A 17,146-nucleotide genomic window follows, 5' to 3' on the forward strand; every position below is an offset into this window, starting at 1 on the left:
CGTGCCTGGCGTGGAAATCGGGCGTCGAAACTTAACGGCTCAATCGTCGGGATTGATGTCGGTGCGGGTGGCTTGCACGACGATATGGTCCGCATCCAGGTGAATCACGGCCGATCCTTTGTGCAATTCAATCGCATCCGCTGTCATATGTATCGACGTTCCCCCCTCTCCCCCCACCTTGATCCAAAGCTCCTTCGCCTCGATCGTATGCACCCCCGCCGGCGTCTTATGCGTCGTATTTCCCTGCGTCACCGTGTCCTGCAGATTCCCCACCGACACCGTCGTCAGGTGATCGCCCTTCGCCACCGCGATCGACCGGTCGCCCTTCAACACCTGCGTGGTCTGCGCGTTTTCCACCACGGTATTCATGTCCTTCTGCGCGTGCATGAAGAACTCCTGCGAACCGTTCACGTCGGAGAAGCGCATCTCGTTCGAGCCCGCGCCTTTGTGCGTCTGACTCTTGATGCCCATCGTCTGGCCGCCGGTGTCGTGATACGGATTGCCCGACTCGCCGTTGAACACGCGCCCGACGATTACCGGGTTATCCGGATCGCCCTCGTTGTACGCGACGATCACTTCCTGACCGATACGCGGAATCGCCGAGCCGCCCCAACCGTTGCCGGCCCACGGTTGCGATACGCGAATCCACATCGAATCCGAGCCGTCCATCTTGCCGCGGCGGTCCCACATGAAATGCAGCTTCACGCGGCTGCCGTCGGTGAAAATCTCCTCGCCTTTCGGGCCGACGACGATCGCCGCCTGCGTGCCGTGCATATACGGCTTCGGCGTGCGACGCTCCGCGCGAAACGGCACGTCGACGGGCAGGCACGTGAACGTGTTTCGGTAAGGCATCTTCGCGTCGTGACGCGTGAAGTCGTTGACCGCTTCGTGACGCACATGCAGCAGCGCGAATTGCTGGTTGTCGTATTTCGACACCGGATGATTCACCAGCGTGAACCGGCCTGTCGTGGTCATCCGCCACGCGTAGCCGCTGCCGGTGAATTGGCGCGCCTCGGCTTCTTCCGCCTCCATCGCATAGCGCGCGTAGCGTTCGCCGTCGCTGCCGAGGTCGTATAGCGACTGATACTGGTAACGCTCCGTCTTGCCGATGCCGGGGTTCTTCAACGAACCGGTGGGCATTTCCACGTGCATCAACGGCGACGACGGCGCGTTGTAGTTGAAGTCGCGAAACGTCACCTTGCCGACGCGAAAGCTGAATGCTTCATCCCAGCGGTCGATGCCGTTCAACTCGCTGGCGGCGCTGTCCGCGTAGTAGGGAACGGTCTTCATGTTGTCGATCGGCGCGAAGAAATCGTTGCGGTCACCGATCAGCAGCACGTGTTTGTCTTTCTCGTGACGGAACGTCCAGAACATGCCTTCCTGTTCCATCAGCCGCGCGCAGAAGTTGTAATAAGACTCCTGGTACATCACCACGTATTCGAGTTTCGGACGCGTGCCGCGAATGCTGAAAGAGAAGTCGGAAAAGCCGAGTTCCTGAAAGATCCCGGTGAGGATGTCCTGTGCCGACTGGTTCTGGAAAATGCGGCAATCGGTGGAGCGCGTCAAAAACCAGAGCCATGGCACGACGGTCATTTCGTAACGCGTGACAGTGCCGGAATTGCCGACGCGGCCAAACGACGCGACGTAACCATGAAAATACCGTTCGCTATTTCCGGGCGATGTCGCGACGATCTTTGTCGGCGTGAAATTGGCGCTCTGCGATTCGAGCGTGATCTTGACGCGCTGTCCGACAATCTGTTCGATTTCGATGTCGCTGCGATGGGACAGCAGGTCGAGATGAATGTCCGGCAATTGGCACAGGTGTTCATCGGCCACCAATGCATTCACCAGCAGTACATCATTACCGAGTGGTGTATCGATTTTGACGAAGCGGTTTTCCTGCGTCAGGCGCGGTTGTGCGCCGCCGGCGCTATTGATGGCGTCCGCGATCGATGCGGGTGTTTTGCCGATCAGCGAGAGCCCGCTCTGCGCGAGTTGCATTGCGCCCGACGCCCCCGCCATCAGTCCCGCGCCCGGCATGCCGGTTAGCGAAGCGACCTGCGTGGCGAGGCCCGCGAGTGAACCGAGATTGCCGAGCGAGCTACCCGCGCCGTTCGAGCCCACAGGACTGCCGCCGAAAGCGCTGCCATTCGATGCAAAACTCATAATTAACTCCGCCAATCCATGAAACGGGCATATCGATAACACCGTGCGTTAATGCCGCATGCGTTATGCGTGCGCGGTGGCACGAGAAAGATACGTGATGGAAATGCGATGCGGTTCTTTTGAAAAGGCGCTCAGTTTAGCGGCGCTTGGCGAGCGGGTTTGTTACAAAGTGTGTTCGCCGCTGAGATTTAACGATTCGAAAAGAAAACGAGTGAACGATGGCTAAATTTCACGCGATGTAAATACAAGCCGCGTATGAAATATTCGTGACAGGTGTGCGATTTCGAGCATCGCGCTGTCGCAGTATGGTGGAGAGAAAAGAAGAATCCGATTGCAGAGACGTCGAGAGAACTTTCTTGCTGCAATAGAAAATGCACGCGCGTAGTGCGCGTGCATTTGCTGGCGGGCGTATGGTTCGCCGCCAGAAGTACTGCCTGAATCGATCAATTGCGCCGCGCGCTACTGCGCACTAACGAACACTACTGTGCGCTCGTGGTCGTTGCGTTCGCAACCGCTACACCCTTCATCTTTCTCACTGCGTCGGCCGCCGAAGGCGCGAGATTCTGTTTCGCCAGCGAAGCGTCGAACGCTTCTCGATGCGCCTGTTTCGCCTGTTCATAATCGGCATCCAGTTCGGCAATGCGGCGCTCGTACCAACCCTTCACGCAAGCTTCGTCGCTGCAATGATGTTGACGCCACAACCATTGGTGCGTGCGCGCCGCTTCGAGCGCGGCAGCGTCGAGCGTGGTGTCCTTCGCGCGTTGCCACGAGACGGCGAGACGATCGTCGAGTGCCGACAGCGCGGGATCATGACAGACGATCTTTTCGGATGCGGACAACTTGCCGGTGCATTTGAAGCTTGCCGCCGAGGCTTCGACGCTCATCGTCGCGCCCGAAGCGATCAAGCCGATCGCGAACAACGTGGACGGTTTCAGCAGGCGTCGAAAAGTAAGAACGATCGAAGCGGTGGAAGCGGAAACGGTATCGAAAGTGGACATGCCGAGCCTTTGTCGAGTGAAGTAATCGGGAAAGCGATTGCTGTCACGGCAGAATAGGGCGGTCACGATTTCGCGATCGGTGGAGCAGGCGCTGCGAATCCAGGGTGATTACAAGAACTTCCCGGTTCTTTACTGGCGTGGCGTACTGGTCTCAATCCACATTGAAGTGCACGCGAATGTCCTGCCTGCTTTCCATCGGATGACCGGCTTGCATGGCGGGCGAGAAACGCCACTTGCGCAATACTTCCAGCAATAGTTGATTCAGGCGCGGGTTCGGCGTGGCTTTGACGAGATCCACGTCGATCGATCCGTCGGCGTGAATCGTGAAGCGGGCGGTCGCGACGGTTCGATAAGCCTGGTCGCGCAGGTCGTCGGGAAGCTCGGGCAACGGTTGGGCGATCGCGCGCGCGGTGGTATCGCCAGGCGATGTCGTGGTGGACGCCGCGCGCTGTGTTTCGTTGTTCGTTGCGCTCGCACTCGGCGCCGGCGTTTCGGGCGCGGAAATGGGCTTTTCCGTCGACGTCGACGTCGACGCGGTTGCCGCAGGCGTTGCGTTCTGGTCGACACGCCGATCATCCGGCACCGGCGATTTGACCGTGATGTGTGGCGACGGCGCGTGAACCGGACGAGCCACCTCCGGCTTCGATGGCCTCACTGGAACCGAGGGCACCGCCGCAGTTGCAGGCTGGGTCGACAAAGCGCGTGCCACAACCGGCCGGCCCGGTTCGACGGGTGGTTCCAGTTCCACCAGCCGCATCTCCACCGGTGGTTGTTCGCGCAACGTTGTCCGCGCTGGTGCCGCCAACCATTGGGCCGCCACGAACAACGCGCCAAGGCAGAGCAAGGTGGCGAAAAAAACCGCCAACGTCATTCGAACAGCCGGGGCATCGTCCGCGTAAGCGGTTAAACGCATCCGTTGCCTATTCACGATGAACCGCGACCAGAAAACGCTCCGCGCCAGCCCGTCGCGCCGCGAGCATCGCCTGGACGACGACGCCATGGCCGGCCGCATCGTCGGCGGCGATCACGACGTTGCCGTCCGGCTGCAATAGCCGTTTGACCGCCGGCTCGATCTGATCGGCCTGCACACGCAGATGATTGACGAACACCACGTTGTGGCTATCCACGGAAATCGTCAGCGGCTCGTGCGCATTCAGCGCTTGCGCGCGGCCGGCGGGCAGCGTGATCCTGACCGCGTCGAGTCGCTGCATCGCGAGCGAAGCGAGCATGAAGGTCGCAAGCAGAAAGAACATCACATCGATCATCGGAATGATTTCGATGCGACCGCGCCGGGCCGCGCGCGAGCGTTTGAATTTCACGCCTGCACTCCCGCTTCGAGATGAGCCGAAGCGCCGGCTTCGACGACGGCCTCAGGAGAAATGCCATCCGCCGCGAGCCGTGCCTCCCCCAATCGCGCATTCGCGAACGCTTCGAGCTCGTCCATCAAACGTTCAAGCCGCCGCGAAAAATAGTTGAACGCAAATAGCGCGAACAACGCGACCACCAAGCCGATCGCGGTCGCCACCAGCGACTGCGCGACGCCGCCAGTCACGCCGCCCGGATCGACGAGCCCCGCGCCGCCGAACAACTGGAACGAATGCATCATGCCCACGATCGTCCCGAGCAAACCCAGCAGCGGCGCGGCCGTCACGATGGTTTCAAGCACCCAGAAGCCGCGGCTCATGTCGCGCTCGATACGCGAGGCCAAGGCTTGCGCATTCGCCTCGCGCAACCATAACGGCGTGTGCGGATCGGGCGCCCAGGGGGCGCTCATCCGCCGGAACGCGTTCTGCTCGCCCACCGCGCTCAGTCGCGCGGACCAATCCATCCGCGCAGCGGGCACGGCGATCTGATAAGCGTCGCGTATCGACGCGGGCAAACGCCCGGACCGCGCGAACACATAGCCGCGATCCAGAATGATCGCCACCGCCGCGACAGCCAGAATCGCGAGCGGATAAACGACCCATCCGCCCACGCGTACCGCTGTCAGTACATTCGTCCACTCTTGCATGACCTACCTCTACGCAACGACCTGACCGATTCAGAAATGCTTGGTGATGCCCGCATAAACGGCGAAATGCGGACCGTACTGCGGCGCGCCGACACCGATGCCGGAGCCGTCGCGCAACTCGTACACACGGTTGAACGCGTTGATGACCATCAGGCGCGCATCGAACTTGCCGATCAACGGCTGATTGAAATGCTGGATCACGCCGAGGTTGATCTGCGCGTAGACAGGCAGACGGTCGGTATTCGCAAAGCCGCTACGCAAACCGGTGCCGACGAGACCATCGAACGTGAAGGTGGTACGGCCGAGATCGTAGGCGCCGCCGAACGACGCGGTAATGCGCTGATCGTGGTCGAGGTACACCCAGTGATTGTTGATGTAGGCCAGTTCCGCCGGATCGAAGTTGAACTGCGCGGAATCGATGTCCTTGCCCTGCGCGCGGCTATACGCGATGTTCAGATACGCGGACAGGTTGTCCTGTTTGTAGTTCGCGGTGAATTCGAGCCCGTACACGCGGCCGTATTGATAGTTGAACGGCGTGTAGATGAGCGCGGTTCCGAACTGGCCTTCGTCGAGCAGATTGGTCGATTTCTTGTAGTACGCGTCGAGGCCGACCGTCAGGTTCGAGCCGAGACGCTGCGTCACGCCGAGATCGAAATAGTGACTGCGTTCCGGTTGCACCTGGTCGTTCTGGCTCGACGGACTCTGATTGGTCGTGCCGTTGAAACGGTTGATGGTCGAGCCCGACACCAGCTCGAACGCGGGTGGCGTGAAATAGCGCGCATAGCCTGCGTGAAACGTAGTGGTCGGCGTCAACGCATAGACCAGCCCGATGCGCGGGCTCAACTGGCTCGCGCTGACGTACTCGTCCATTTTGTCGTAGCGCAGACCGTAGTTCAGCGTGAGCTTGCTGGTCAGTTTCCATTCGTCCTGCACGTAAGCGCTATACAGGTAGCCGGTTTTGCTGCTCGAATCCTGAATGTTGAACGGCTGGTCGGAGAGTTGGTTGCCCGCATCGTCGACGGCGAAGACGTTCACGCTGTCGTCGAATACCGCATGCTCCTGCTGGAAGAACACGCCGGCGCGAATCGTGTGCTTGTCGTTGAGCCGCCACGTGGTATCCACCTGCGCGCCGTTGGCCGAATTGCTGTGGAAGTCTTTCGATGCCACGCCGTTGAACAGCAGATCGCCGACCGGGTCCGGGTTGAACTGGGTGCGCGTGTAGCGCGTGAACAACGCGACCTGATAGTCGAGCGCGCCGCCGTTGGTGCCCTGCAGCGCGACCACCGCGAAGTTGTTCAGCTCGGACTGCGTTTCGTTCAGTTGACTCGAATCGAAGGTGTTGTTGCCGTTCAGCGTGAAGTTGGTCGCGAGACCCGGCGTGTTGGGAATCTGGAACTGGTTGCTGGTGGTGCCGAACATCAGGCTCACGCGAGTGAGCGGATTGATGATGTACGACATATAACCGAATGCATCGCCCTGACGCGTGTGATCGTGAATCGCGCTCGCGCTGGAGGTCGGGTTCTCGATGCCGAGATTGTTCACGCCAAGCGAGCCGCTGAAGTAATAGCTGAACGGCCCCTGACTGCCGAACACATCCGCGCTGGTCTTCAGCGTTTGATGGCTGCCGCCGAACACGTCGATCGAGCCGCCGTTGCCCGTATCGCCGGTCTTGGTGCGGATGTCTACCACGCCGGCCGTGCGATAGCCGTATTGCGCGGGCAACGCCCCGGTCAGCAGATTCACCTGGTCGATGATGCGCGTGTCGAGTGCCTGCCCGAAACCGCTGATCGGCTCGGGAATGATGATGCCGTTGATCCGGTATTGCAGATTCGCGTGATCGCCGCGCACGTGCAGTTGCCCGTACGAGTCGCTGGCCACGCCGGGCGCCTGCAGCAGCACCTGGTTGAGCGGCGTGTCCTGCCCCGCGGGCAGCGCGTCGATATCGGCCTGGCTGAAGCGGTACACGCTGCTGCCGGTCTCGGGCAGCAAGCCGTTGCGCGCGCGGTCGAGCCGTTTGGCGTTCACCTGGACGTCGAGCGTATCGTTCTTCGTGGCGGTTGCGCCCGATGTATCGGGGGCGGTGCCGGTTGGCGCGCTTTCGTCCGTGGCGGCGTGGACGTGGGCGGAGAGGCCGGAGAGCGCGAAGAGCAGGAGTACGGCATGGGAGACACGCGTGCGGTTTTTCATCGTTATGGCGAGTGTGTTGGCGACGGGATGGAAGCGTTTTCGTCGAGTTGACGGTGTTGCTGTTTTCTGCGGACGAGCGAGGCCGGCGTGGCGGGTCCGCCCCACGCGAGATTGTCGACTGCTGTCTTAGGCCTAAAATGTTATAACATTACATAAAGTTTGGAAACTAAAAGTTGAGGAGCGTGTCAGGCGAGGCGCGTGGAGAAGGGAACTCTCCCGGTCGAAAGAGGGAGGCGCGCGAGTGTGCCCACGAAACGAGGCGAAGAACGATACGGCATCCTGACGATCAATCCCGGCTTGCAGTCCACCTCGACTTAAGCAGGTGGCGATCACGACAACCACATGCACCAGTTGTTGACGACATCCCGCAAACCCTTGCCCAGTAAGGCCGCCAAACGTTTGCGCGATTCCCTCCGACGAATCCATGCACTAAAGAAATGCATTGCGCATGTCGTTATCCCGTCAAATAAGTCAGGACCATCGGGCCTCCGCGCGTGCCTGAGCGCGGAAGCCCGAGGAATCAGCTCTTCGGGGGAATGAATCTTGAATCACCAACGATCGCCATGGTCGCGCACAGCGGCACCGGGCGAGGTCATCTATTCGGAAGGCTTCGCAGGCGACGCCGTCATCTACGTCATCGCGGATGGCAAAGTCGAAATCTCCACGCAGTGCGATGAAAAGAAAGTGATTCTCGCGACCTTAGGCAAGGGCGAGTTCTTCGGCGAAGCGGCGTTGCTGCCGGCCGAACCGCGCGCGCATACCGCCAAGGCGCTCAGCTTCTGTCAGTTGACCGTGATCGCGGCCAATATCGTGGAAGAGGAACTCGAGCGCGTGTCGCCGTTGCTGCGCCATATCGTGCGCACCATGATCCGCCGCGCGAAGAAGAAGGACGACGTGCTCGCCACCAACACGCACGCGGATTTCCTGCCGGGCGTCGTGTCGTACGCGCATGTGCTGTCGCTGATGGCCGGTATCGAAAGCAACGATCGCGCGGATGGCCGCATGCGCCGCGCGAACGGCGACGAGTTCTCGGTGCCGCTGCCCGAAGTGATCAAGAAGTGTCACGCGATCGCCGGTCATTCGCGTCCGCATGTGATGGCCATGCTCAAGCGCATGGAAAAGCTCAATCTGGTCACGCTCGAACCGGGCCGCTCGGAACGCATGAGCAATCTGCCCGCACGCTATTCGGCGTACGACGGCGCCACCGGCCGCCAGCTCGTCACGTTCGACCCGTTCCGGATCACCGAGCGCGCGCAGCAGGTTGCGGATCACGATCTGGATCTGTCGATCAGCAGCGAACTGGAGCTGATCGAACTGGACGATCTGGAAGCGCTGATCGGCGTCGAGAAGAAGGTGATTCTCAACAAGCTCTCGCATGCGGAAATCGCGGACGATCTGTTTGCGTTCCGCAAGACCAAGGTGCTGAACTACGTCGAGGAAAAGGGCATCAGTTATTTTTCGCGTCGCACGGTGCGCGGCGCGGGCGATCTGAAATCGCTCGACGACCTGGAGTTCGTCGATCAACGCACGCTGTTCGAAGCCGTGAGCGCATTCGATACCTACGACCTCGCGAAGCTGCTCTCCGCGATCACCGGGCAACCGGTGGCCGAGCGCTTGATGTCGGTGATGACCGAGGCGAGGAAGAAGGAAGTGTCGTGGGTGATGCGTCGCGAGATCAAGATCGATCCGCTCGAAATCGCTGAAATCGAAATGCGCTTCCTCGATACGGTCCGTGCACTGAAGGCGCCGGCGGGCAACGCGGCGCCGTTGTCCAGTGAAAACGTCTGACGCGGTCAGCACGATTGAGCCGATGATTTTCTCCGCGGAGCCGAAGGCCCGCGCAGCGCTTCGAGAGGACGTATGGATCTGTTGACGCTATTTGGCGCCGTGTTCGGCGTGGCGGCGATCGTCGCCGGGTTTTCGCTGGAAGGCGGGCATTTTTCGACGCTGTTCCAGCTGGAGGCATTCGTCATCGTGCTGGGCGGCACGTTCGGCGCGGTGATGATCCAGAACACGTGGGCGCGTTTCTTCGACGGCATCAAGCAACTGCGTCTTGCATTCGTGACGGCGCGGCAGGTGGATCGGGAAAGCCTCTCGGTGCTGCTCGAATGGGGCGATCAGGCGAAGCTGAACGGCATGCTCGCGTTCGAATCGATCGACTCCGGCGGGATCAGTCCGTTCGCGCGGCGCGGCCTCGAATTGCTCGCGAACGGCGTGTCCACCGCCGTGCTCGAAGACGCGTTGCAACGCGAGCTGGATGCGTACGAACGCAATCACGTGGCCGCCGCGCGCATCTGGCAGCAGGCCGGTGGTTACGCGCCGACCTTCGGCATTCTCGGCGCGGTGCTCGGACTGATTCAGGTGACCGGTCACCTGCTCGACCCCGCGCAACTCGGGCAAGGCATCGCCACCGCATTCATCGCGACGCTGTATGGGCTCGCGTTGGCCAATCTGGTGTTTCTGCCGCTGTACGGCAAGATTCGCTCGCAGGTGGATAGCGAGTTGCGCTTCAGGCGGCTCTATTTCGACGGCTTGCTGGCGATCTCGCGCAAGGAGTCGCCGCATACGATCGAGACGCGTCTCGCCGGCGACGTGCGGGCCAGGTCGGCGGAATTGCTGGGGTAGCGGGCGTATGAACTCACTCTCGGGCAACTCCGGCAACGCGGGAAGCCGCCGCTTCAAGGCGGATAAAACCGGCTATCAGGAAACCGACGACGAGGGCGACGGACAGTCCGGCCGCTGGCTGATTTCCTACTCGGACCTGATCACGACGCTGATGGTGCTGTTCCTTGCGCTGTACGCGCTGCAACTGGCGAAGAACCGGGATCTGGAAATCAAGGCGCTGGCGCAGCGCACGGCGAATAAGGTGAACGTGCCGAATGCGCCGAGTGCGCCGGCCCCCGCATCCAGCTCCCCGGATGCCGCCAGGAAACAACTCCTGTCGCTGCTGGCGCCGCTGCAAAACGACCGGCGCATCACGATCGCCAGCGCGACGCAGGGGATCGAGATCGCGATCAACGCGCGCATCCTGTTCAACTCCGGCGACGCACGCCTGCTGCCCGAATCGTTCGACGTGTTGAGCCGGATCGCCACGGTGCTGCGCGAGCGTTCGAAGAACAACATTCTCGTGGAAGGCCACACGGACAACGTGCCGATCGCCACGGCGAAATTCGAATCGAACTGGGAGTTGTCGTCGGCGCGCGCGGGCGCCGTGGTCCGTTTCTTCGCGGACAAAGGCATCGAGCCGCACAGAATGGCGGCGATCGGCCGCGCGGACAATTTCCCGCTGATCATCGGCGACGACGCGGCGGCGCGCGCCGCGAACCGGCGCGTGACCATTCTGGTCGAGTATTGAACGAAGTGCTGGCGAACAGGCAGTGAGCAAGCGATAAACAGGCAGGTAAAAACGCAAACCCGAGCGCGCCCGTAGCGCCCGCACTCCCCGAGCCGTTCCGCGCTAAAGTGTCGGCTGCACTACCGTCGAACGCTGTTCCGGGAGCTCTTCACGTCATGCCAGTCACCACCTTGCCGGACCCGGCCGTCGCCGTCGATGTCGATACGTCGCTCGGCCGTTTTCTGCGCGACCGCCGCACGCGTCTGCAACCCGGTCCCGACGCCCCAGGCCGTCGCCGCACGCCGGGCTTGCGGCGCGAGGAAGTCGCCACGCGCGCCAACGTGAGCGTCGCGTGGTACACGTGGCTCGAACAGGGGCGCGGCGGTCCGCCCTCGAACGAAGTACTGGAACGGCTCGCCCGCGCGCTCGAACTCGACGCCGCCGGCCGCGAGATGTTGTTCCTGCTCGCGCAGCAGCGTCCGCCGCCACTGAGTCCGGTCGCCACGTCGAGCGTGACGCCGGCATTGCAACGCGTGCTGGACGGCATGCCGCTCCATCCCGCGATCATCAAGACACCGACATGGGACGTGGTCGCGTGGAATGCCGCCGCCGTTGCCGTGCTCGGCGATTACGCGGCGGTGCCGGCACGCGAGCGCAACGTGCTGCGGCGTCTGTTCGGCGATCCGGCCATGCGCGCCTGCCAGCCGCATTGGCAGGAGAGCGCGCGAGTCGCCGTCGCGGTGTTTCGTTTCGACATCGCGCGCGGGGGCGGTTCCGTCGAGGCGTTGGCGCTGGCCGCCGAACTGCAGGAGAGCAGCGAGGATTTCCGTCTGCTGTGGGCCGAGAACGAAGTGCTCAATCACTGGGGCGGCACGAAGCAGATGATGCATTCGGTGGCCGGACCGCTGACGCTCGAATACACCGGTTTCCCGGTGGCGGGCGCGGAGGGTTTGAGCATGGTGGTGTTCACGCCGGTGTCCGCCGGCGATGTCGCCGCGGTCGAGTCGCTGGTATCGCGCAAGGCACGCCAACCAGGCAGCACCACAAGCCGCGCCCCTTGATGCGTTCGACCCGAACCGCCTTGATCTGATCCAACCTTTTCCCGATGCGCGTGTCCCGCCCCTTACCGCCGCTCCTATCCCTACGCGCATTCGAAGCCGCCGCGCGTCTGCTCAGTTTCAGTCACGCCGCGAATGAACTGTTCGTCACGCAGAGCGCGATCAGCCATCAGATCCAGAAACTGGAAGCCGACCTGGGCGTCGCGCTGTTCGAGCGACGCACGCGCGCGGTCGAGTTGACCGCTGCGGGCCACCGCTACTACGCGCGCGTGCATGAGGCATTCGACCTGCTGCGGCTCGGCACGCACGAGATTCGCGCGCCATCGGACGAACGCGGCAGCTTGAGCGTCGGCATTCTCGCTTCGTTCGCGACGCGCTGGCTCGCGCCGCGCTTGCAGGCGTTTGCCGCCGCGTGTCCGCGCATCGATCTGCAACTGCGTCCCGAGATCGCGCTCGCCGACGTGTCCGGTGGCGAAGTCGACGTGGCGATTCGCTACGGCCTCGGCGGCTGGCGCGGTGTGCAGGCGCAACGCTTGATGTCCGAGCGTTTGTCGCTGGTGTGCGCGCCGTCGCTCGTCGCGGGCAGGAAACGCGCACGCAAGCCGCAGGATCTGTTGCGCTATCCGCTGCTGACTTCGTACTCGCGGCAGTCGTTCGAATGGGATGCGTGGAGCCGTCGCTTCGGTCTCGACCTCGCGCAGGCTCAGCAGGTGCAATTGCACGACTACAACATCGTCGTGGAAGCGGCGCTGGCGGGACAAGGCATCGCGATGGGCCGGCACCGGCTGATCGCGCGGCAACTGGAAAGCGGTGCGCTGATCGAGGCATTGCCCGGCGCGACGCTGGACGACGCGCGCATCGGCTGGTGGTTCGTCGCGCCGAAGGGGCAACTCGGCGCGGCCGCCACGGCGTTTCGCGACTGGCTCGCCGCGACCGCGAAAGAAGACACGCAGGATTCGACGCATGAGTTTCATTCATCCGTCGTCGCAAAGAATTGATTGGTCAGCGCGTGGCATGCGCCGCTAGCATGAGCCTTCACTCTTCGTCCGGACTCTTCGATATGACTTCTTCGACCGCCTCTGCTGCTACTTCTGCTACTTCCTCCACCTCGATCTCGGCACGCGTCGCCAGCCTCGGCCTTGCGCTCGAAGCCGCCGCGTCGCCCGCCGCGAATTACGTGCCGTTCGTACTCGACGGCCATCTGCTGCATATCTCCGGGCAGGTTTCGCGCAAGGCGGGCAAGGCCGCCTTTCTCGGCCGTCTGGGCGACACCATCTCGGACGAATTGGGCACCGAGGCGGCGCGGGCGTCCGCGCTCGGCGTGCTGTCGCAGATTGCCGCCGCGACCGGGGACCGGCTGGACCGCGTTGCCCGCATCGTGCGGCTGCGCGTCTTCGTGGCGAGCACGCCCGATTTCGATCGGCACAGCACGATCGCGAACGGCGCGTCGGATCTGATGGTCGCGGTGTTCGGCGAGGCCGGACGGCATTCGCGCAGCGCGGTCGGCGTCGCGTCGCTGCCTTCCGGCGTGGCGATCGAAATCGAAGCGGTGGTCGCGTTGACCGCTGGAGACTGACCATGCCCGCTTCTCTTTCGAACGCTGCGGTGGCGGCATTGCGGGCGCTGACGCCGGGCACGCGGCGCATCGTGCATTTCAATCATGCGGGCGCGTCGCTGCCCTCGTCGGCGACGGTGGACGCGATTCACGCGCACCTGATACGCGAGGCCGACATGGGGCCGATGGAGGCGGGCGTCGCGGGACGCGAGCAGAGCGAACGGGCGCGCGCGCTCGCCGCGCGGCTGCTGAATGCGCAGCCGGCCGAGATCGCATTGACCACGGGCAATTCGACCGGCTGGGGCGCGGCCTTCGCCGCGTTGGGGGCGTGGCAAGCGGGCGATCGAATCCTCGTCGGGCGTCATGAGTGGGGCGGCAATCTGGGCGCGATGGGCGTCGCGGCGCAACGCGCGGGGGCATCGATCGACGTGATTCCGTGCGATGCAAACGGCGCGGTGGATCCCGACGCGCTCGAAGCGATGCTCGACGAACGCGTGCGTCTGATCGCGCTCACCTGGTTGCCGGCGAACGGCGGCCTGATCAATCCGGCGGCCGCGATCGGACGCGTCGCGCGTCGCCATGGCATTCCGTATTTCATCGACGCGGCGCAAGCGGTCGGGCAAATCCCGGTCGATGTCGTCGAGCTCGGCTGCGACGTGCTGAGCGGCGCGGGCCGCAAGGCGCTGCGCGGTCCACGTGGCACGGGGCTGTTGTATGTACGACAGGCGTTCCTCGTGAACCTGACGCCGCCGTTTACCGATACGCAATCCGCGCCGCTGAACGCACGCGGCGAACCCGTGCTGCGCGACGACGCGGCGCGCTTCGAAGCATCGGAGGCGGCACTCGCGCTGCATTGCGGACTGGCGAATGCGCTCGACGAAGCGCTCGATATCGGCATTGACGCGATCCGTGCGCGGATCGACGGCCTTGCTCGAGGACTGCGCGCGCGGCTTGCCGACTTGCCGAAGGTGACGGTGCTCGATCTGGGCATCGAACGCTCGGGCCTGGTGGCGTTCAATATCGACGGGCACGACGCCACATCGGTGCAGCGCGCGCTGGCGGCGCGGGGCGTGGTGATCGGTGGGAACGGGGCGAGCTACACGCCGTTCGACATGACCTCGCGCGGCCTGAAGGAGATCACGCGCGCGTCGCTGAGTTATCTGACTACGGATGAAGAAATCGAACGCTTGCTTGTCGAGTTACGTGCCATAGCAGAGCGATAAAAAACGGCGCGATAAAAAGCTAAACCATAAAAAACGGGGCGGCTCCCGCGGGAGCCGCCCCGTTTGCATCGACTTCGCTTCAGTTATTCCGTGCCGCGCACGATGCGCAGATCGCGCTCCACGCCATCGCCCAGCGCTTCGAGCGCCTTCTTGTAGGCGTCGCTTTCGTAAGCGGCGATGGCCTGCTCGTAGCTCGGGTACTCGATCACCACCGTGCGTTCGTTCAAGCCTTGCTCGCGTGCTTCCTCGGCGACACCCCGCACGATGAACTTGCCGCCCGCCGCCGCGACGGCCGGCGCCGCGAGTTGCGCATACGCGGCCAGTTTCGCCGGGTCTTTGGTCGCGCGATACGAAGTTACCCAATAGCCCTTGCTCATATGAATCTCCTGGTTCGGTGAAAAGTGGTCGCTGCGAGTGGTCGCCGCATGGCGGCGACCGGTTGAATCCGCTTCGGCATTATGTCGCTTTCCGGCGTCGAGAGTGGCGCGGCGCGACGATGGCGGGGATAGCGGCGCCGTGCCGCCGAGCGAATGGCGGCGAAACGCGGCGAGGTGCAGCACGGTGCAGCGGTCCACGCGACGATTTGTCTTACAGAATGCTAGCATTGCGGGGCCCTTTCATCGATCAAGAGGATCGAGATTGAATCCCTATTTCTATCGCTTCTGCACCGACGCTTATCCGCACGAGCAACGCTTCGAAGTATGGCGGGACGAGATCAACCCGATCTTCGACGTGGATATCGACAAGTCGGTCTCGCCGCGTTTCAACTACGACCTCTCGACCGGCTACGTCGGCTCGATACTGACCGGCTGCGGTTCATGGGCGGGACAGCGCGAGCCGGTGCCGTACCGGGTCAAGCGTTCGCCGCAACGTATCCGCTCCGACGGTCTCGACCATTTCTATCTGTGCCTCGGCATCACGCATTCGCTGGCCGGCTATGCCGCGCGCCAGCCGATCCATGCGCAGGCATCGACCATCTACGTGCTCGATCTCGCGCGCGAACTCGACTCCGAGATCGTCGCGGGCGACACGGTGATCCTGACGATCGCGCGCGATCTGCTGATGCCGCGCATCAAGTCCACCAACCTGCATGGCGCGGTGCTGCAAGGACCGTTGAGCGCATTGCTCGGCGATCATCTGATTTCGCTGCGGCGCCAGTTGCCGCATCTTGCGCCCGCCGACATGCCGCACGTCGAGCAGGCCACGCTCGCGATGGTGTCCGCCGCGCTCGCGCCGTCGACCCCGACGCTCGCCGACGCCGAAGGCGAAATCAATCGCGCGGTGCTGCAGCGCGTACGCCGCTATATCGACGCGCATCTGAAGTCGGCGGAACTGACGCCCGCGCGAATCTGCCGCGACGTCGGCATTTCGCGCGCGCAGTTGTACCGATTGTTCGCGCGCGAATCGGGCGTCGCGTTCTATATCCAGCAACGCCGGCTGGAAAAGATCCGGCAGATACTCGAAAGCGCCAAGGGCCGCGATCAGCATCTGTCGACGCTTGCCTTCCAGTTCGGCTTCAAAAGCGACTCGCACTTCAGCCGGGTGTTCCGCCAGGCATTCGGCTGTTCGCCACGCGAGGCGCGCGATCGTGGCGCCGCGCGCGAAGCGCGTCCCGCGTTGCCGCGCGACGAAGCGAACCGCCTCGGGTCGCTGCGCGACGTGCTCGGTAAACTCGAACAGTAAAGCCGTCGGCCACAAACGCCAGCCACAAGCGTCAGCCCGAAACGGCAAGTGCTAAACGGCAAGCGCTAAACCCACGCCCTGAAAACCACCCCGAGACGCCCAGACCAGAACCGGAGACGCTGAGGCAAATTCCCCCGCCGCATCGCTGCTACGATTTTCCGGCCTGATCGACGAGCGTTGCAAAGCGCGTTTCGATCGGCACGGAAACACGGAAAGCCGCGTCGATGCGCGCTCGACCCTGATCGCAGCCCGCCCTTCGACGCCCATTTGCAATCACCGGAACCGGGGATCGGGGATGAAGTACCGACTGCTTGCAGCGTCGGCTGTTCTGGCCGTGGCCGCTTGCGCCAACAATCCATCGTCAAGTTCCGTGGTGCGCATGTGCGACGACCACGGTTGCGCCGACCGCCCGAAAAATCAAATCCCGCCCGACGCTACCAGCAGCGCGCGCGACACCGACACGGACGGGCGCATCGCCGCCCTGAAAGCAGCCGGGGAGACCAGCCCGCGCGCCGCCTACGATTTGGGCCTGCGCTATTTCCGCGGCGACGGCGTGCGCCAGGACAGCTACCAGGCGCTCGTCTGGATGCGCAAGGCCGCCGAGGGCGGCGATCTGCCCGCGCAGAAAGCGCTCGGCACCTTCTATCTGTTCGGCCTCGAAGAGATGGGCTCGGACCCGCGCGAAGCGGAGAAGTGGCTGCTGATCGCCGCGGGCCGCGGCGACAAGGAGTCGGCGAAGCTGCTCGAACAGGCGCGCGCCGCCAAAAAATCCGACGAGGAGTATTACCGCTGGCAGAACGACATGCGCGCGCTGTACTCGGGCTACTGGTATTCGACGTACCCATATCGGGGTTACTGGCGCGAACAGGTCTGGTACGGGTATTGATCCGCGCGACGAAAAAGGCCGCGGCCGACGGGCGATACACGACGC

At 63.1% G+C, this 17,146-nt stretch carries 16 protein-coding genes; 9 read left to right on the forward strand and 7 right to left on the reverse strand.

Features of this window, described 5'->3' with window-relative positions; translation table 11 throughout:
• Positions 1–39 precede the first annotated feature (39 nt).
• The 6 genes from LFL96_RS30885 to LFL96_RS30910 form a co-directional block, all read right to left on the reverse strand.
• Positions 40–2,166 carry a type VI secretion system Vgr family protein gene (locus tag LFL96_RS30885; RefSeq protein WP_281001684.1) on the reverse strand — a complete coding sequence of 709 codons (2,127 nt, stop codon included), beginning with the start codon at positions 2,164–2,166 and terminating at the stop codon, positions 40–42.
• Between the two features lie 479 nt (positions 2,167–2,645).
• Positions 2,646–3,164, reverse strand: a complete 519-nt coding sequence (locus LFL96_RS30890) for a hypothetical protein (RefSeq protein WP_281001685.1) — start codon at positions 3,162–3,164, stop codon at positions 2,646–2,648.
• Positions 3,165–3,315: 151 nt separating this feature from the next.
• Positions 3,316–3,798 (reverse strand): TonB family protein, encoded by a 483-nt coding sequence (locus tag LFL96_RS30895; RefSeq protein ID WP_281001686.1) that lies wholly within the window; start codon positions 3,796–3,798, stop codon positions 3,316–3,318.
• Positions 3,799–4,084: 286 nt separating this feature from the next.
• A complete protein-coding gene (locus tag LFL96_RS30900) occupies positions 4,085–4,483 on the reverse strand; it encodes a biopolymer transporter ExbD (RefSeq protein ID WP_281001687.1) in 399 nt (132 codons plus the stop codon).
• A complete protein-coding gene (locus LFL96_RS30905; protein ID WP_281001688.1) occupies positions 4,480–5,175 on the reverse strand; it encodes a MotA/TolQ/ExbB proton channel family protein in 696 nt (231 codons plus the stop codon). Before LFL96_RS30905 ends, LFL96_RS30900 begins: the two co-directional genes overlap by 4 nt.
• A gap of 30 nt (positions 5,176–5,205) precedes the next feature.
• On the reverse strand, positions 5,206–7,362 hold the full coding sequence (locus LFL96_RS30910) for a TonB-dependent receptor (protein WP_281001689.1): 2,157 nt from the start codon (positions 7,360–7,362) through the stop codon (positions 5,206–5,208).
• 543 nt (positions 7,363–7,905) lie between these two features.
• On the opposite strand from LFL96_RS30910, the gene LFL96_RS30915 reads away from it, so the two are divergent.
• From LFL96_RS30915 to LFL96_RS30945, 7 genes are all read left to right on the forward strand, one after another.
• Entirely contained in the window at positions 7,906–9,150 is a 1,245-nt protein-coding gene (locus tag LFL96_RS30915; RefSeq protein ID WP_281001690.1) for a cyclic nucleotide-binding domain-containing protein, read from the forward strand.
• Between the two features lie 72 nt (positions 9,151–9,222).
• Positions 9,223–9,987, forward strand: a complete 765-nt coding sequence (locus tag LFL96_RS30920; protein WP_281001691.1) for a flagellar motor protein — start codon at positions 9,223–9,225, stop codon at positions 9,985–9,987.
• A 7-nt stretch (positions 9,988–9,994) separates the two neighbouring features.
• Positions 9,995–10,717 carry an OmpA family protein gene (locus LFL96_RS30925; RefSeq protein ID WP_281001692.1) on the forward strand — a complete coding sequence of 241 codons (723 nt, stop codon included), beginning with the start codon at positions 9,995–9,997 and terminating at the stop codon, positions 10,715–10,717.
• A 155-nt stretch (positions 10,718–10,872) separates the two neighbouring features.
• Positions 10,873–11,757 carry a helix-turn-helix transcriptional regulator gene (locus tag LFL96_RS30930; RefSeq protein ID WP_281001693.1) on the forward strand — a complete coding sequence of 295 codons (885 nt, stop codon included), beginning with the start codon at positions 10,873–10,875 and terminating at the stop codon, positions 11,755–11,757.
• Between the two features lie 44 nt (positions 11,758–11,801).
• Positions 11,802–12,752: a transcriptional regulator GcvA gene (gcvA, locus tag LFL96_RS30935; RefSeq protein WP_281001694.1), complete on the forward strand. Its 951-nt coding sequence runs from the start codon at positions 11,802–11,804 to the stop codon at positions 12,750–12,752.
• 62 nt (positions 12,753–12,814) lie between these two features.
• Positions 12,815–13,330: a RidA family protein gene (locus LFL96_RS30940; protein ID WP_281001695.1), complete on the forward strand. Its 516-nt coding sequence runs from the start codon at positions 12,815–12,817 to the stop codon at positions 13,328–13,330.
• A 2-nt stretch (positions 13,331–13,332) separates the two neighbouring features.
• On the forward strand, positions 13,333–14,532 hold the full coding sequence (locus LFL96_RS30945) for an aminotransferase class V-fold PLP-dependent enzyme (RefSeq protein WP_281001696.1): 1,200 nt from the start codon (positions 13,333–13,335) through the stop codon (positions 14,530–14,532).
• A gap of 83 nt (positions 14,533–14,615) precedes the next feature.
• Here the strand turns inward: LFL96_RS30945 and LFL96_RS30950 are convergent, their stop codons facing one another.
• Positions 14,616–14,909, reverse strand: coding sequence for a DUF1330 domain-containing protein (locus LFL96_RS30950; protein WP_281001697.1), 294 nt, complete (start codon positions 14,907–14,909; stop codon positions 14,616–14,618).
• A gap of 262 nt (positions 14,910–15,171) precedes the next feature.
• Here LFL96_RS30950 and LFL96_RS30955 point away from each other — a divergent pair, with 262 nt between their 5' ends.
• Positions 15,172–16,215 (forward strand): helix-turn-helix domain-containing protein, encoded by a 1,044-nt coding sequence (locus tag LFL96_RS30955; RefSeq protein WP_281001698.1) that lies wholly within the window; start codon positions 15,172–15,174, stop codon positions 16,213–16,215.
• 295 nt (positions 16,216–16,510) lie between these two features.
• Positions 16,511–17,101: a sel1 repeat family protein gene (locus LFL96_RS30960; RefSeq protein WP_281001699.1), complete on the forward strand. Its 591-nt coding sequence runs from the start codon at positions 16,511–16,513 to the stop codon at positions 17,099–17,101.
• Positions 17,102–17,146: the final 45 nt, after the last annotated feature.

This window comes from Paraburkholderia sp. D15 (genome assembly GCF_029910215.1).
Taxonomy (GTDB): domain Bacteria; phylum Pseudomonadota; class Gammaproteobacteria; order Burkholderiales; family Burkholderiaceae; genus Paraburkholderia.

Coding starts and splice junctions, on each gene's coding strand:
- LFL96_RS30930 (WP_281001693.1), top strand. CDS start 10,873: ATGCCAGTCACCACCTTGCCGGACCCGGCCGTCGCCGTCGATGTCGAT.
- LFL96_RS30925 (WP_281001692.1), top strand. CDS start 9,995: ATGAACTCACTCTCGGGCAACTCCGGCAACGCGGGAAGCCGCCGCTTC.
- LFL96_RS30905 (WP_281001688.1), bottom strand. CDS start 5,175: ATGCAAGAGTGGACGAATGTACTGACAGCGGTACGCGTGGGCGGATGG.
- LFL96_RS30910 (WP_281001689.1), bottom strand. CDS start 7,362: ATGAAAAACCGCACGCGTGTCTCCCATGCCGTACTCCTGCTCTTCGCG.
- LFL96_RS30940 (WP_281001695.1), top strand. CDS start 12,815: ATGACTTCTTCGACCGCCTCTGCTGCTACTTCTGCTACTTCCTCCACC.
- LFL96_RS30950 (WP_281001697.1), bottom strand. CDS start 14,909: ATGAGCAAGGGCTATTGGGTAACTTCGTATCGCGCGACCAAAGACCCG.
- gcvA (WP_281001694.1), top strand. CDS start 11,802: ATGCGCGTGTCCCGCCCCTTACCGCCGCTCCTATCCCTACGCGCATTC.
- LFL96_RS30885 (WP_281001684.1), bottom strand. CDS start 2,166: ATGAGTTTTGCATCGAATGGCAGCGCTTTCGGCGGCAGTCCTGTGGGC.
- LFL96_RS30945 (WP_281001696.1), top strand. CDS start 13,333: ATGCCCGCTTCTCTTTCGAACGCTGCGGTGGCGGCATTGCGGGCGCTG.
- LFL96_RS30890 (WP_281001685.1), bottom strand. CDS start 3,164: ATGTCCACTTTCGATACCGTTTCCGCTTCCACCGCTTCGATCGTTCTT.
- LFL96_RS30920 (WP_281001691.1), top strand. CDS start 9,223: ATGGATCTGTTGACGCTATTTGGCGCCGTGTTCGGCGTGGCGGCGATC.
- LFL96_RS30960 (WP_281001699.1), top strand. CDS start 16,511: ATGAAGTACCGACTGCTTGCAGCGTCGGCTGTTCTGGCCGTGGCCGCT.